This window comes from Sabulibacter ruber (assembly GCF_017355955.1).
Classification (GTDB): Bacteria; Bacteroidota; Bacteroidia; order Cytophagales; family Hymenobacteraceae; genus Nibribacter; species Nibribacter ruber_A.
This window is the reverse complement of sequence record NZ_JAFFID010000002.1, coordinates 82,979-97,110: the sequence shown is the minus strand read 5'-3', so window position 1 is coordinate 97,110 and position 14,132 is coordinate 82,979. Positions and strand designations below refer to the sequence as shown.

Annotated in this window: 13 protein-coding genes and 1 tRNA gene; 9 read left to right on the top strand and 5 right to left on the bottom strand. The window is 51.6% G+C overall.

Annotated features, from left to right (window positions below):
* Positions 1–291: 291 nt before the first annotated feature.
* From JT719_RS11820 to JT719_RS11810, 3 genes are all read right to left on the bottom strand, one after another.
* Complete coding sequence (locus JT719_RS11820) at positions 292–2,178, bottom strand: gamma-glutamyltransferase family protein (RefSeq protein ID WP_207433510.1); 1,887 nt, start codon at positions 2,176–2,178, stop codon at positions 292–294.
* Positions 2,179–2,403: 225 nt separating this feature from the next.
* Positions 2,404–2,476 (bottom strand) — tRNA-Met (locus JT719_RS11815).
* 62 nt (positions 2,477–2,538) lie between these two features.
* Positions 2,539–4,332 (bottom strand): BamA/OMP85 family outer membrane protein, encoded by a 1,794-nt coding sequence (locus JT719_RS11810; protein WP_207433508.1) that lies wholly within the window; start codon positions 4,330–4,332, stop codon positions 2,539–2,541.
* An 86-nt stretch (positions 4,333–4,418) separates the two neighbouring features.
* Between JT719_RS11810 and hemW the strand changes: the two genes are divergently transcribed.
* The 9 genes from hemW to JT719_RS11765 all read left to right on the top strand — a co-directional run bounded on the left by hemW (position 4,419) and on the right by JT719_RS11765 (position 12,383).
* Positions 4,419–5,558, top strand: coding sequence for a radical SAM family heme chaperone HemW (gene hemW / locus JT719_RS11805; protein WP_207433506.1), 1,140 nt, complete (start codon positions 4,419–4,421; stop codon positions 5,556–5,558).
* A 158-nt stretch (positions 5,559–5,716) separates the two neighbouring features.
* Entirely contained in the window at positions 5,717–6,421 is a 705-nt protein-coding gene (locus tag JT719_RS11800; RefSeq protein WP_207433504.1) for a hypothetical protein, read from the top strand.
* Positions 6,422–6,597: 176 nt separating this feature from the next.
* On the top strand, positions 6,598–7,719 hold the full coding sequence (locus JT719_RS11795; protein ID WP_242693225.1) for an MBL fold metallo-hydrolase: 1,122 nt from the start codon (positions 6,598–6,600) through the stop codon (positions 7,717–7,719).
* 141 nt (positions 7,720–7,860) lie between these two features.
* Positions 7,861–8,187: a hypothetical protein gene (locus JT719_RS11790; RefSeq protein WP_207433501.1), complete on the top strand. Its 327-nt coding sequence runs from the start codon at positions 7,861–7,863 to the stop codon at positions 8,185–8,187.
* A gap of 162 nt (positions 8,188–8,349) precedes the next feature.
* Positions 8,350–9,441 (top strand): SGNH/GDSL hydrolase family protein, encoded by a 1,092-nt coding sequence (locus JT719_RS11785; protein ID WP_207433499.1) that lies wholly within the window; start codon positions 8,350–8,352, stop codon positions 9,439–9,441.
* A gap of 128 nt (positions 9,442–9,569) precedes the next feature.
* Positions 9,570–10,070 (top strand): hypothetical protein, encoded by a 501-nt coding sequence (locus JT719_RS11780; RefSeq protein ID WP_207433497.1) that lies wholly within the window; start codon positions 9,570–9,572, stop codon positions 10,068–10,070.
* 69 nt (positions 10,071–10,139) lie between these two features.
* A complete protein-coding gene (locus tag JT719_RS11775; RefSeq protein ID WP_207433495.1) occupies positions 10,140–10,712 on the top strand; it encodes a pentapeptide repeat-containing protein in 573 nt (190 codons plus the stop codon).
* A gap of 118 nt (positions 10,713–10,830) precedes the next feature.
* On the top strand, positions 10,831–11,514 hold the full coding sequence (locus JT719_RS11770; RefSeq protein WP_207433493.1) for a 2'-5' RNA ligase family protein: 684 nt from the start codon (positions 10,831–10,833) through the stop codon (positions 11,512–11,514).
* A 62-nt stretch (positions 11,515–11,576) separates the two neighbouring features.
* Positions 11,577–12,383, top strand: a complete 807-nt coding sequence (locus JT719_RS11765) for a cyclase family protein (RefSeq protein ID WP_207433491.1) — start codon at positions 11,577–11,579, stop codon at positions 12,381–12,383.
* Positions 12,384–13,030: 647 nt separating this feature from the next.
* On the opposite strand, the gene rpmA is transcribed toward JT719_RS11765, so the two are convergent.
* Both rpmA and rplU read right to left on the bottom strand, forming a co-directional pair.
* Positions 13,031–13,309 carry a 50S ribosomal protein L27 gene (gene rpmA / locus JT719_RS11760; RefSeq protein ID WP_207433490.1) on the bottom strand — a complete coding sequence of 93 codons (279 nt, stop codon included), beginning with the start codon at positions 13,307–13,309 and terminating at the stop codon, positions 13,031–13,033.
* A gap of 69 nt (positions 13,310–13,378) precedes the next feature.
* Positions 13,379–13,687, bottom strand: coding sequence for a 50S ribosomal protein L21 (gene rplU, locus JT719_RS11755; protein WP_207433489.1), 309 nt, complete (start codon positions 13,685–13,687; stop codon positions 13,379–13,381).
* Between the last annotated feature and the right edge of the window lie 445 nt (positions 13,688–14,132).

Below are 14,132 nucleotides of genomic sequence, written 5' to 3'. Positions count from 1 at the left end.
AATAACGAGTTGGGATTTAGCCGAGCAGCCGAGCTAAATATAAAGATAGTAATACAAAGGATGAAGCCATTTTGATTCAGAAGGTTCTATTTGGCTTGCCTCCCTGACAGGAAAGACACAGGCTACTTAGAAAAAGTAATAAACTACAATGGTGTTAATGAAAACGGAGGCTGCTAATAAAAAGCAGCCTCCGTTTTCATATTTATGCTGTAAGATGATTGAAAAAACTCACAAGCTCACTCCCAAAATTAGGTAAGCTTAAGCAAGATGCAGCATCAGGCTGATATCAGATCACCATCCAATGCCATAGTCCTCCCCGTGGTTACTAGAGCCGCCCCAGAAAGTGCCGTGTTTCCAATCAAAATAAATGGCGTTGATGGGCCCGCTGGTTCGGTCATCAAAACTTAGGATGTAGCCCATCTTTTTCAACTGGGCGCGTACTGCCTCCGGAGTGCTGTCATGCAATAGAATCTGTCCTGGTTTTGGTTGCCGGTCCTCGGTTTTGGTGCCGCCAAGTGACAGCCAAAGTTGGTTTGTGTTGAAGTTAGCCGCCTCAGACGCTTGCTGCACACTCATGCCAAATTCGGCTACGTTCAAAAAGAACTGAAGCAGGTTCTGGTCTTGTGTGTCGCCGCCCTGTACCGCGAAGGACAGGAAGGGTTTTCCGTCTCTCAGGGCCATGGAGGGCGTTAACGTAACCCTGGGCCTTTTACCCGGTTCCACCACGTTGAACGGGTTCAGCGCAGCGTCCAGCACAAAACTTTGCATGCGCTGGCTCATGCCAATGCCGGTATTCCCGGCGATGCACGCCGGGTTCCAGCCGCCGCTGGGCGTAATAGAGACTACCCAGCCTTCTTTGTCGGCGGCTTCAACGGTAGTGGTGCCCAGCCATAGTCTTTGCTGATAGTCTACCATGGAAGAGCCGTTCCGGATATCGTGGGTAGGTGCGAAGTTGCGCTTGGTGGTATCCATTTCATAGCCTCTTTCCTTCAGGAGCTTCAGATACGGGTTTTTGGCCCCTTTTCCTTCAAACGGGTAAGGATCACCGGGGCCGATGCCAGGGTTGTTTTTATCAAATTGGATGAGTGCGGCCCTTTGTTTCGCATATTCCTTGCTCAGCAACCCTTTGATAGGTTCCTGCGGCCCGAAGGCAGGGTCTCCGTAATAGAAATCCCGATCGGCGAAGGTGAGGTTCATGGTCTGGTAAAGCGTGTGGATGTATTGGGCGCTGTTGTGGCCCATGCTCTTCAGATCGAAGTTCTCCAGGATGTTCAGCGCCTGCAGCATTACCGGGCCTTGCGTCCATTGCTTTAATTTGTAAACGTCTACACCTTTGTATTTGACACTAAGAGGCTCCTCCTCCAGGGGTTTCCATTTAGCCAGGTCCTGCATGGTAATCAGGCCGCCTTGCTCCTGACAGCCGCGTACAAATTCTTTCGCGATGTCACCGGTATAGAACCTATCATACGCCGCCATGATGGCTTCTTTACGGCTCTTCCCTTTTTTGAGAGCTGCTTTCTCGGCCTCCACCAGTTTGGTAAGGGTAGCCAGCAGGTCTTTCTGCACAAAGATTTCGCCGGCTTCGGGGGCTTCCCGCTTCTCGCCCAGGTGCGTCAGGAACACTTTCTTGCTGTAAGGCCATTGCTTCAGGCGCTCTTTCTCCCGTTCAAAGCTGTTAGCAGTTTGCGCTTCTATGGGGTAACCCGCGGCCATTTCCATGGCTGGGGCCAATACTTGCTCCAAACTCAACGTGCCGTAGTTGGCCAGCATGTGCAAAAGTCCGCCGGGAGTTCCGGGCGTAGTAGCGGCCAAAGGACCGTATTCGGGCGGGAAATGATAACCTTTGCTTTTGAAGAATTCTACAGTGGCACCTGTGGGAGCCACGCCCATGGCATTAATGGCTATGACTTTCTTGGTTTTGGGATTGTAGATCAGGGCCTGGGTTTCACCGCCCCAGCTCAGGACATCCCACATGGTACAGGTGGCGGCCAACATGGCGCAGGCGGCATCCACGGCATTACCTCCTTTCTGGAAGATCATGGACCCGGCAGTGGCGGCCAAGGGTTTTCCGGTGATGGCCATCCAGTTCTTGCCGTGTAAAGGAGGTTTTTGCGTCTGCTGCGCTGTAGCCGTTAACATAGAGCTAACGCAGAGGAAAAGAGTTAAAAGGCGCTTCATTGCTTAAGTACTTAGATGACTTAAGTTAAGTAAAAAAGCGCAGAACGGCTGAGAAGTTGAGGTTTCCTGGGATGAGATTTGCGCCAGGTGCTTCAGAGAAGCTTGCTGTTTAGGAAAAACGAAGCCCTTGCAAGACAGAAAACGTTTATGCTTTCTACCTGATTTCAAGAAAATGGCCCAAAAACGAAAAAGCCTTGCAAGTTTCCTTACAAGGCTTTTCTGAGGTAGCGGGAACAGGACTCGAACCTGTGACCTTTGGGTTATGAGCCCAACGAGCTACCAACTGCTCCATCCCGCACTGTTTGTAATACAAATGTAGGGGCTTTTTCAATACGCTCCAAATAGTTTGTGAAAGTTTTTCTAAAAACGGCCCGTAATCCCGAAGTGAATCTTGCCTCTGGAGAGGCTGAAACCCTCTTGCGAGGTCCTTCCCACGGAGTAAACTAGCTGAAACACACCGGCTCCCGTGGAAAAGCTGATGCCGCCGCCCACGCCACTGGCCCACTGAATATTTTTTTCATTTTTCAGGTCGCGGCGAAGATATCCCTGGTCATATAACAGGAAAACGTACGAGTCTTGCCCGGTGTAGAGGCGGTACTCCAGCGTGCTGATGGCATACGAAGAGGCATAAAACGCGTAATCGTCAAAGCCGCGGAGCGAGTTCAGGCCCCCTAAGCGGTACAGCTCGTTCAGGTACAGACGCTGGTTCACCAAGACCTCAGACCGAAGTCTTGTCAGCACCACTCCGTTTTTAGAGATGGGCCAGTAGCGCTCCACCCGACCCGCCAGCGAGAGTTGGGTGGTTTTCATCTGCAGCGTGTCATAGTAACTGGCTTCTACGCGGGCGTTCCGCTGCACCCGTTTGTTGCCCACCGCTCCCTGGAAATACGCCTGCGCTCCCCGGCGCGGGAAGAACAGATCGTCCAGGTTGCCCCAGGTATAGGCCAGGCCATATGAGGTGAAGTTGGCGTCAATGGCCGAGGAATCTGAGGTACGCTGCCGAAGCGCCTCGGGGGAGAGCAGCTGGGAGCTGAGGACTTCGGCAAAGAACGTAACCCGACTGGTGGTGGAAAGCGGATAGGCAATCTCCAGCCTCGGCCGTAGGTTCAGAAAAGAAGTATCCTGTTTATAAAGGTGAAACAAACCCGCCACTTCAAACGGCGAGTTGAAAAAGTGCGGGTGCCGGTATTCTATATCCAGAATCTGGGAGTTGCGCTCCACCTTGCGCCAGTGCAGGCCAATCTGTTTGCCACTGCCGCGCAGGTTGCGCACCTGCAGGTTTACCTCGCCGGTAATCAGCAGTTTGTTCGCGGATGAGTTGGGATCAGGCAGGAAGCCGATGATGCCGTCAAACTGGTTCGCTTTCTTCTCGTCCAGAAAGAAATACACGCGCGCCTGGTTTTTCGCGAACAGGACCTGGGGTTCGCCGGTAATCCGTACGAAGGGTAATTGCCGAAGCGCCCGCATGGCCGCCTCCACGCGCTGCTGGGAGAACGGTTGCCCCGGCGCCAGTTGGGTGTAACGGTAGAGCGTGCGCAGCTGCATGCGGCTACTGCCCACAATCTGCACCGAGTCAATGAGCATGAGAGGCCCGCGTTTAACCCGCAAAACCCCGCTGATGGAATCATTGTAAAGCCGCAAGGAGTCAATGTTGACGGATGCGTAAGGAAAACCGCTGTTCTCGGCTTCTCGCAGGACCGCCTGCTGCAGTTGGGCAAACTCGGCGGGCCGGAAAGGCTGTCCGCTGTACAGTTTCTCTCTAAAACCTACTTTCTCCAGCAAACCTTCGCCCACGTTGCCGTTTTTGAGCGAGGCCCACTTGTAGGGTCTGCCCACATACACATGCACCCACAAAGAATCATGCCGCTGCTGCACGCTGTCAATGGAGGCGGTGAGGTACCCTTCTTCCTGCACGCGGGTGAGCCAAGCGCGTAACTCCTGCTGCACTCCCAGTGAATCACGGGAAGAGAGCTTGGGCTGGAGTTGCTGCCAGATTTTCACGGCCTCGGGATCAGGGGAGAGCACTTTCACTACGCGGCGGTCCTGCGCCTGCCCCACACCGCTGCACAGCCACAAACCCAGGAGAAGCCCCAGAAATGCGTATCTTTGCAGGATATTCTTTTGGTACAGACGGGAACTAGACCTCCTCTTCATTGTTTCTAAAGGTACGGCTTGCACCGCAAAGGTAACGCACCGCCGATTTTCATTATACTAAACGTTTTTCCAAGCCCTATCCTATTTTGGCCGGAATTTATCTTCATATCCCTTTCTGCAAACAGGCCTGTCACTACTGCGATTTCCATTTCAGTACGTCTATGGGGCTCAAGGAGCAGGTCTTGCAGGCCATGCACCAAGAGCTGGCCTTGCAGCAGCAGTACCTTAACGGTGAAACCATCAATACCATCTACTTTGGGGGTGGTACGCCGTCTATTTTATCCGTGGCCGAGCTGAACGGTCTTTTAGAGGCGATTTACCGAAAACACCCCGTAAACCCAGCCGCCGAGATAACCTTGGAAGCCAACCCCGATGACCTTACCCCGGAGAAGCTACAGGCCTTACGGCAAACGCCTATTAACCGGTTGAGCGTGGGCGTGCAGTCGTTCCATGATCCGCATCTGCAGCTGATGAACCGTCCGCATACCGCCTTGGAGGCCGCTGATTCCATCAAACAGGCCCAGGATCAGGGTTTTGATAACATTTCGCTGGATCTCATCTACGGCATTCCGGCCGAGGATCCCAAGCTGTGGGAAGAGGACCTGGCCAAAGCCTTCGCCCTGCAGGTGCAGCACCTCTCCTGCTACGCCCTCACCATTGAGCCTAACACCGTCTTCGGGCACCGGGTTCGGAAAGGCAAGTTTTCGCCCGCCGATGAAGAGCGCGTGGCCCATCAGTTTGAGCTGCTCATGACCCAGGCCGCCGATCACGGTTTCCTGCACTACGAGATCTCCAACTTCTGCCAGCCCGGTTTTGAGAGCAAGCACAACAGCAGCTACTGGAAGCAGGTGCCGTACCTGGGCCTGGGACCCAGCGCGCACTCCTTCAACGGCGTGAGCCGACAGTTCAACGTAGCGAACAACCCTAAATACGTACAGGCCCTGGAAGGTGGCCAGCTGCCCTGCACCGTGGAAGAGCTCTCCGTGGAAGACCGCGTGAACGAGTACGTTATGACTACCCTGCGCACCAGTTGGGGCTGTGACACGGCCTACATCCGGGAGAAATGGGGCATCGATCTCAAAGCCTTGCACGCGGCGTATCTCCAGAAAATTGAGGCGAAGGGCCTGCTGCGCCAGGAAGGAGACGTGCTCCTCTTAACCGAAGCCGGCAAACTCCTCGCCGATGAGATTGCGCTGGATCTATTCCTGCTGGAGGAAGAAGCGTAAAGGGCATCCGTTTTCGGGCTGTTTTCTTAGAACCGGCTTGAAAACGGAGGCTTTTAGGCTTTTGTGGGAGTGGCACGGCGGCCTCTTTTGCCTGGTAACTTTTCTGGCCGTTTGGAGTAGAAGACTAAGTATATCCATTTCTAACTTTCCCCTTCCTCATGAAAAAGCTTACCCTTTCTTTCAGACTGTTGACGTTGCTTCTGTGCAGTTTCCTGGCTGTTTCCTGCGGCGATGACGACGATGAGGAGCAGATAGCTCCCCTATCCAATCAGATAGAGTACAACAATACCCGGTATAATGCTGATCTGGCTCTTTCCTGGGATTTCGGCCCTATTGGCTTCTCTGAAGACGTTGAAACGCATTACGCGCAGGAATTTGCCTTGCTGGACACTGTAACCAAGACGCTGTCAGTGAAGGCTGCCTTGGATATGTTCTTGTTATCCTCGGGGACTACCACCTTCAAGACCGGTACTTTTGACTACGTTAATCTGGATGATGAAATTGATTTTGAAGATGAAGAGAGCGTAGCGGCGGCAACGGCAAAGTATAGAGATAAGAACCTCATCCTGCAGACCGCGTTCCTCTTAGACTCCAATAACGATGAAGAGTTTGACGAAGACACCGAGGTTTTTGAGGTAACCGGCGGCTCTATCACGGTATCTGGAACTGCTCCTAATTACACTATTGAGTGTGATGTGCAACTGCAGAATAACAACGGACTGAAAGCGCATTATTCAGGGGAGGTGCTTGCTCAGCCGGTAGATCCAGATGAGGAAGAGGAGGATACTACGGCTAACATGAGAAAGGCACCCAAAGCAACGTCGTTCAAACGGGATATCCCCGCATTGTTAAAGGCGAGATAAGGTAGTTTACGGCTCATTGTAGCTGTCTCTCATTTCAGGTATCCTGTGTTTTGCGGCTGATTTTAAGAAAACAGCCGCAAAACACAGGATATTCTTTTTCTTTGGGGGCGTTCAGGCAAAATCTCCTCTAAACCTTTTCGTTTCCGGGAGGTATTGCCAAAAACCGAAAAATGACAATGAAAAAGTTTATGTATACACTGCTCTCCGTAATTGTGGTGCTGGTAGGTGGAGGCATGCTGTTTATGGCGTTCGCTCCGCAGTTTGGGGCCGCGGCGCAAGGACAAAGCCTGGAGCGTATCCAGAAATCGAAACAGTACCGCGACGGTAAATTCCAGAATACTTCCCCCACGCCCATGATGGATGAGGCTCCGTTCCTGGACAAGGTAAAGATCTTCGCTAAGTTCATTGGCGGCACCGAGGGCGCCAAACCCGCTGAGGAACTTCCTATGATGACACTTCGGAAAGAAGATTTCGAGGCGGCCGGTGCCGGAGTGAAGGTGACGTGGTTTGGGCACTCAGCGGTATTGCTGGAGATTAACGGCAAACGCATCTTCGCAGATCCTATGCTGGGGCAGCGGGCCTCACCGGTGTCGTTTATTGGCAGCAAGCGGTTTAATGAGAAACTGCCCATTGCCATTGAAGACCTGCCGCCGCTGGATGTGGTGTTGCTCTCCCATGACCACTACGACCACCTGGACCACGGCTCCATCCTGAAGCTGAAGGCCAAAACCAAGCATTTCTTCGTGCCTCTGGGAGTAAGCGCCCACCTGGTGTGGTGGGGCGTTCCGGCCGATAAGATCACGGAACTGGACTGGTGGGAAACCGCCACCTTTGAAGGACTGTTCCTGGCCGCCACTCCGGCCCGGCATTTTTCCGGCCGAGGGCTCAAAGACCGTGACCAGACGCTGTGGTGCTCCTGGGTGCTGAAAAGCGGGGCGCAGTCCATTTACTTCGGTGGTGATTCTGGCTATGATACGCACTTTAAGCAGATAGGCGAGAAATATGGCCCGTTTGATTTAACCATGCTGGAGTGCGGGCAGTACAACGAGGCCTGGAGATACATCCATATGATGCCTGAGCAGACCGCCCAGGCGCACGTAGACCTGCGCGGCAAGGTATTGATGCCCACGCACTGGGGCGCTTTCTCCCTGGCCCTGCACCACTGGAAAGACCCCATCCAACGCCTCTCCAAAGCCGCCCCGCAGCACAATATTCAACTGGCTACGCCGCTCATTGGGCAGCGCTGGAGCCTGGAAGCCGAACTGCCGAAAAAGCAATGGTGGGCGAACGTGGAGTAGAAAGCCCGTACAGACAACATCCAGAGGTGCCTGACCGTAAATTATGGGTAGAAATTTCATTGTAAGAGAAGCGTTTGTTTCTGGTCGTTTTATGAAAAACAGGCCTGAAACACATCTTAGGAGAAACTAACTTTTCTAACTATGGAAACACTAACCAAACCCAACCTCTTTGGGCCTGCTCCTGTTGGAAAGGGAAACCGATCCACTTTCTTCGGGGCTGTTTTCGCCGGCTTGCTCGTCCTGTTCCTTGCAGGAGCTCTGTACTTCTTCCATTTAACCGATTTCTCTTCTCCGCAGGTGGCACCTGCCCAGGGAATTGAGAATCCGGTTACAACAGGACAAGGTACAAGAGTTGGCGAACCCGTGGCAGGTCCTTCTATTGGAACCACCGCCGACATGGCCAGTCACGCCATGTTTGCTCCGCTTCAGGAGCGACAAGCAAATGCTGTCCCCTTGATTTTAAGATAGGGAGTAATGAAACTATAGTGACGCGCTTACCTGCCTAACGTTTTGTTTACCCAAAGGCTGAAGGGTGGCAAGCAGGTTTTCTTCAAGGATGTACTTTGAAACAATCTTGGTTCTCAGCATCTTTGCCAGCACCTGTTTCTACCCTTCAACCCTCTTGGTTTCATGCGAACAAGCGCCATCACCCGCTTCTCTTCTTTTCTTCTGGTACTGCTTTTAGCTGGCTGTGCCACTCAAAAAAATAGTTCTGTTGCCCCGCAAGACAATCACCTGTCTTACATGGGGCGGGTAGGAAAGCCTTCTCCGGATGAAACAGCGTTGTATTGGTCAGGCACCTCGGTGAAGATGAACTTTGAGGGAGATGCAGTAAAAGCCCGCCTGCAAGACAATACCGGCAAAAGTTACTACAATGTGCTGCTAGACGGCCAGCAACTCTCCATTCTGCAGCCAGACACCTCTGCCAGACTTTACACCTTAGCCGAAGGGTTAAAGTCCGGTCCGCACACCATAGAACTCTTTAAGCGCACCGAGTGGGACAAAGGCACTACCACTTTCTATGGATTTGAGCTGGAAGGAGGCAAAACCCTACCGGTTTCAGCACCTAAAACCCGCACGATTGAGTTCTACGGCAACTCCATCACGGCCGGCTACGCCGCCGAGGATTACTCGGGCAAAGATTCCCCGGAGGGTACCAACACCAACAACTACGTAAGTTACGCCGCCTTAACCGCCCGGCATTTTGACGCCGATTATACCTGCATCTGCAAAAGCGGCATCGGGATTACCGTAAGCTGGGAAGCCAACATCATGCCCGATATCTACGACCGGCTTAACCCATCAGACCCCGCCAGTAAGTGGGACTTTTCCCAAAAGCAACCCGATGTGGTGTTAGTCAACCTGTTCCAGAACGATTCCTGGATTGTGAACCTGCCCAACAACGAGCAGTTTAAGCGCCGGTTCGGGACCACCAAGCCTACGGAGGAGTTCCTGATCAACGCCTACCAGAACTTTGTGCGCAGCATCAGAAGCAAATACCCCAACGCGCACATTATTGCCATGCTGGGCAACATGGACATCACCCGCGCCGGATCACCGTGGCCGGGCTATGTGGAGAAAGCCGTGACGGGCCTGCAGGATCCTAAAATTCACACGTTGTTCGCGCCGTACAAGAACACCCCCGGCCACCCGCGGGTAGAAGAGCAAAAAGCCATGGCTGATCTGCTGATTGCGTTTATTCAGAAAAAGTTGAACTGGTAATGCGGGTCCATATGAAAACACCCGGAATAGCCCTGCTCTTCGCCTTACTTTCTCTGGTAAGCTACGGACAAAGTTCTGGGGCCTCTGAAAAGTTCGAAGCCAATCTGCTGCCCAGCAAAACCGGCGCCTTGCTCACCTATAACGGGCAGAAGCATGCTTTTACCGTTACGATGGACGCTGATAGTGTCAGGCCTTCAGAGCACCCCGGATGGGTGTATGTAAACGGGCAGATTGTTCAAGCCAGCACGGTTCCGGTTCCCGAGCATCTTTATCAAGATACTCTCTCAGAGAAAAGACAGCAGGAAATCCTTCTGGGGTATATCAACTATGAGATGGAATACTTCAAGAAAGAACTGAAAATAAAATACAAAGATTTAGATATACATCCCGGTACTCTTGAAGGCGCACCAGTGGTGTTTTGGTTGTTCTCAATGCCCAAAGGTGATGATATAAGAAAGCAAATATATGTCACCCGCCTTTGTTTCAACCAGGCTCTAAGCTTGAACATCCCTCTCAGGCAGGAGGAGGATATGAAGGAATCTCTAAGGTTACTAACCAACCTGATGAAGACAGTCAAAGTATATGACCAACCTCTGGATTTGAACCAGTTGTACAAAGAGCTCAATTAGGTTTTAATTTAAGCCTGTTTCCCAAAAATCAGGCGCAAAGAGCCATTCCTTTGTGCCGTCTACTTAAATATGCAAGAAGCGCTGCACCAGAACAAGACGTTTGAGGGCATCAACTACACCGGGCAGCGCGTGGCTGGCCGCGAGTTTGACGACTGCAATTTCCGGAACTGTGACTTCTCCAATAACGATTTCTCTAACTCCAGCTTCACCGATTGTCGGTTCGAGGCCTGCAATCTGAGTCTGGTAAAACTGAACTACGCCAAACTGCAGGACGTGACGTTTACCGACTGCAAACTGGTGGGCGTGGATTTCAGCGGGTGTAATGATTTTCTGTTCGCGGTTCGGTTCAAAGGCTGCTCCCTGGATTACACCTATTTTGCCAAAAAGAACCTCAAAAAGACCATTTTTGAAAGCTGTAGCATTAAGGAAGCCAACTTCACCGATGCGGATTTAACCCAGGCCGCTTTCCTGGACTGTGACCTGACCCGAACCATCTTCCAGCGCAGCAACCTGGAGAAAGCCGATTTTCGGACGGCCTACAACTACACATTTGATCCCGAGCTGAACCGAATCAGGAAGGCGAAGTTCTCGGCGCAGGGTGCCCTGGGCTTGCTGGCCAAGTATGACATTGATGTGAAGTAGCGCTGAAACTGCGTTGTTCCACGGGGAAAAGAAGAGGCCACTTGTGTTGCATTTACTTGTTTTTGCCCTACTTTAGCAGAAACAGCTCTAAAACGAATATCCGTCAACCTCTACCCCCATGGAGTTAAGAGCCCATTACACCCAACTCTGGGAAAGCACCGAGGCCAGATTCAAGGAAAACCAATACGAGTTTGATGCCCTGCTTGACTCCCCAACCGATACCCGCCTGGGCATTACTCTGCTGGCTCGTCCCCAGGGAGAAGCGCTGGAGAACATATTAAGTTTTGTGCAGGAAATGGCCTCCCTAGAACCAGAACAATATTATTACCCAGCCTCAGACGTGCACATCACATTGTTAAGCATCATCAGCTGTTACCCGGGCTTTAAGGTAGACCAGATTGAGTTGCAGCAATACATTGATTTAGTGAAAGAGGCGCTGGTTTCCATTAAACCGTTCAACGTAGAGTTCAAGGGCATTACCGCGTCGCCCTCCTGCGTCATGGTCCAGGGGTTTCCGCAGGGCGATGATCTGCAGAACCTGCGGGACAACCTACGAACCGTTTTCCGGAACTCGGGGTTGCAGCAGTCCATTGACCAACGTTACGCCATTTCCACCGCCCATAGCACCGTTATCAGGTTCCGGAAACCGCTGCAACGGCCACAAGCCTTTCTGCAAAAACTACAAACCTGCCGGGAGCACGATTTCGGGACAGCCCTCATCAAGCAAGTGGAATTGGTGAGCAATGACTGGTACCAGCGCAAGGAGAACACCCAGTTGCTGGCCACTTTCCCGTTGACGTAAATTCCCCGCCTGATATCCTGATTCTAAGTTACTTTCGTAAAAACAGGTCTAAAACACTGCCCATGCTTTCCTCTGCTTCTATCACCTTCCGGAACCGTACGTACCAGTTCAATCCGCTGCAGCCCCTTGATATTTCCTTGCGTTTAGCACCTGGACCTGAAAACGTGAACTGCTTCTGGGCCGAGCCGGTGCAGGTAGAAACCATCACGGTAGGCAGCTTTGTGGGCAGTGTGGCCTTGGGCGGCTCCACCAATTACCAGCGCGTACACCTCACTCCACACGGCAACGGCACCCACACTGAATGTTACGGGCATATCTCTCCAGACCCAGCCGCTAAGTTAGACAATTGCCTGCACCGGTTCCTGTTTGTGGCCCAGTTAGTCTCGGTGACGCCTAAGCAGCAAGCTACTGGTGATTGGGTAGTGATGGCGCAGGATGTGCTCTCGCAACTCCCGGAAGAAAATCTGCCCGAAGCGTTGGTTTTGCGCACTCTCCCCAACTTGGAAAGCAAGCGCACCGCCCAGTACTCCGGTACCAACCCCACGTATATTGAACCCGCTTTAGCCGTATACTTAGCCCAACGTGGCGTAGAGCACCTGCTTCTGGACCTGCCCTCCGTGGACCGCGAGGAAGACGGCGGCGCTTTGCTCGCGCACCGGGCATTCTGGCAATATCCTGATTCGGTCAGAAAGAATGCCACCATTACGGAGTTGATCTTTGTGCCGGATGCCGTAGCGGACGGGCTGTATTTGCTGAACCTGCAAGTCACCAGTCTGGTGCTGGATGCCAGTCCTAGTAAGCCGGTGTTGTATGCGTTAATGCCTGTGGCGGAGGAAGGAGCTGTTTCTTTTGTGGAGGCACCGCACTAAGAGGTGTTTAGTTTAATCTGCTAACGCTGGCGAATTCCCGCTTGTCTATGGGTTTATGAGCGCTTCTTTGCATAGCTGGCGATATGCGCTCACGGCCGCGGGGCACCGTCTTCCCGCCTCGCGCTGTACCAGCTCCCTTTGCTCCCGTGGGGTCGCAATGCCTGGCGGCACCGGAACCTGCTAAGGCGCTCAACGGAAAGACTGGAATTGGTTCCTTCCTGTTGGTGCCTTGTTTAGCAGAGCAGGTGATTTTGGATCTTTTCTCTATTGTTTTCCATGGTTCAAATCTGTGACTTGGACCTACCATGATGGCAGTTTGCAACTGCCGTGAGGCATTAGCCACAAAGAAACGATTGCTGATCCGCTGGCGCGAGCCTCCGGCTCGTGTCCGCACGCATTCCAGAAAAGCTTTCCTCTGTGTCCTGGCCTTGTTACCAATAACCCCAACGGCATCACCATCCTTTTTCTTGCCAGCCACACTGCCTTTGAGGAGACAAGGAGATGATGTTTGGCGTAAAAGAGAAAAGCCTGTTTCAAGCCGGTTTCCCAAAAAACGGCCCAAAAACGTACAATAAGCAGCCAACAAAAAAGGCTGCCTGGTAGGGCAGCCTTTTGGAGATTTTCATCGGCGTGAGCCGAAAGAAAACTTATGCTTGAGCTTCAGTAGTCTCAGCAACTGGGATAACTGAAACGTAAGAGCGGTTTTTAGCACCTTTTCTGAAAGATACTACACCGTCAGTCAAAGCGAACAAAGTATGGTCTTTCCCGATACCTACGTTCTGACCTGGGTGGTGAGCAGTACCGCGCTGACGCACGATGATGTTACCAGCAATGATAGGCTGGCCACCGAAGATTTTAACACCTAGTCTCTTGGAATGTGATTCACGGCCGTTGTTAGAACTACCTACACCTTTTTTGTGTGCCATTTCTGTATTTCTATTAATTCTGGGCTTACGCCCAAGATTGGTTCAACAATTAGTTTCTGTCTCTAAAAATTAGCCAATAGTGTTGATCAACACTTTGGTGTATTGTTGACGGTGACCGTTTTTCTTCTTGTAACCTTTTCTTCTTTTCTTCTTGAAAACGATCACTTTGTCACCTTTAGCGTGGCCCTGGATAGTTCCAGTTACCTTCACACCTTCTACAAAAGGAGCACCAACAGTTAAAGTTCCGTTGTCATCAGTTAAAAGAACATTGGCGAACTCTACGGCGTCACCCTCATTGCCGGAAAGCTTGTTAGTGTAGAAGAACTTACCGCTCTCTACTTTCGTCTGGATACCAGCGATTTCTACAATTGCGTACATCAGCTTACGATAGTTTTTAAAAATGAACCGCAAAGGTAAGACTATCAACCGGTATATCCAAGTTTCCTTTCTTTAATTTTCCTCCTAATCAGTTGAGTACTTCCCTGACTTCTAACAAGTTGTGAGTTTTCCCCAGAAATGTGGATAACTCAAGTGGATAAACCAAATTTGTAATGATAGTCAAGTAGTTACGTGTGGGAAAACTCGCAGGAAAAGAAACAAGCCCGTGGAAATTGGTGGAAAACGGGCCTTAAAACCGCTGTGCAGTGGCGGTGTTTCCTAGTTTTAGAGGTAAATGAAAGTACGTTGTTTTTGCGCTAAATCCAAGAAAAACAGCGGGTTTCTTGACTAAAGGTGTTTCTGTGTTCCTGAGCGGCTTTGGCGTAGGCGGTGTTCATTGCCTGTGGATATCTGTGGGTAAAAAAAAAATCTGGAGTTTGTCTGA

What these genes read in the sequence shown, in the direction of transcription:
- JT719_RS11785 (WP_207433499.1), top strand. Translation starts at nt 8,350, where the DNA reads ATGCGAACAAGCGCCATCACCCGCTTCTCTTCTTTTCTTCTGGTACTG.
- JT719_RS11800 (WP_207433504.1), top strand. Translation starts at nt 5,717, where the DNA reads ATGAAAAAGCTTACCCTTTCTTTCAGACTGTTGACGTTGCTTCTGTGC.
- JT719_RS11820 (WP_207433510.1), bottom strand. Translation starts at nt 2,178, where the DNA reads ATGAAGCGCCTTTTAACTCTTTTCCTCTGCGTTAGCTCTATGTTAACG.
- JT719_RS11770 (WP_207433493.1), top strand. Translation starts at nt 10,831, where the DNA reads ATGGAGTTAAGAGCCCATTACACCCAACTCTGGGAAAGCACCGAGGCC.
- JT719_RS11790 (WP_207433501.1), top strand. Translation starts at nt 7,861, where the DNA reads ATGGAAACACTAACCAAACCCAACCTCTTTGGGCCTGCTCCTGTTGGA.
- JT719_RS11810 (WP_207433508.1), bottom strand. Translation starts at nt 4,332, where the DNA reads ATGAAGAGGAGGTCTAGTTCCCGTCTGTACCAAAAGAATATCCTGCAA.
- rpmA (WP_207433490.1), bottom strand. Translation starts at nt 13,309, where the DNA reads ATGGCACACAAAAAAGGTGTAGGTAGTTCTAACAACGGCCGTGAATCA.
- JT719_RS11765 (WP_207433491.1), top strand. Translation starts at nt 11,577, where the DNA reads ATGCTTTCCTCTGCTTCTATCACCTTCCGGAACCGTACGTACCAGTTC.
- JT719_RS11795 (WP_242693225.1), top strand. Translation starts at nt 6,598, where the DNA reads ATGAAAAAGTTTATGTATACACTGCTCTCCGTAATTGTGGTGCTGGTA.
- JT719_RS11775 (WP_207433495.1), top strand. Translation starts at nt 10,140, where the DNA reads ATGCAAGAAGCGCTGCACCAGAACAAGACGTTTGAGGGCATCAACTAC.
- rplU (WP_207433489.1), bottom strand. Translation starts at nt 13,687, where the DNA reads ATGTACGCAATTGTAGAAATCGCTGGTATCCAGACGAAAGTAGAGAGC.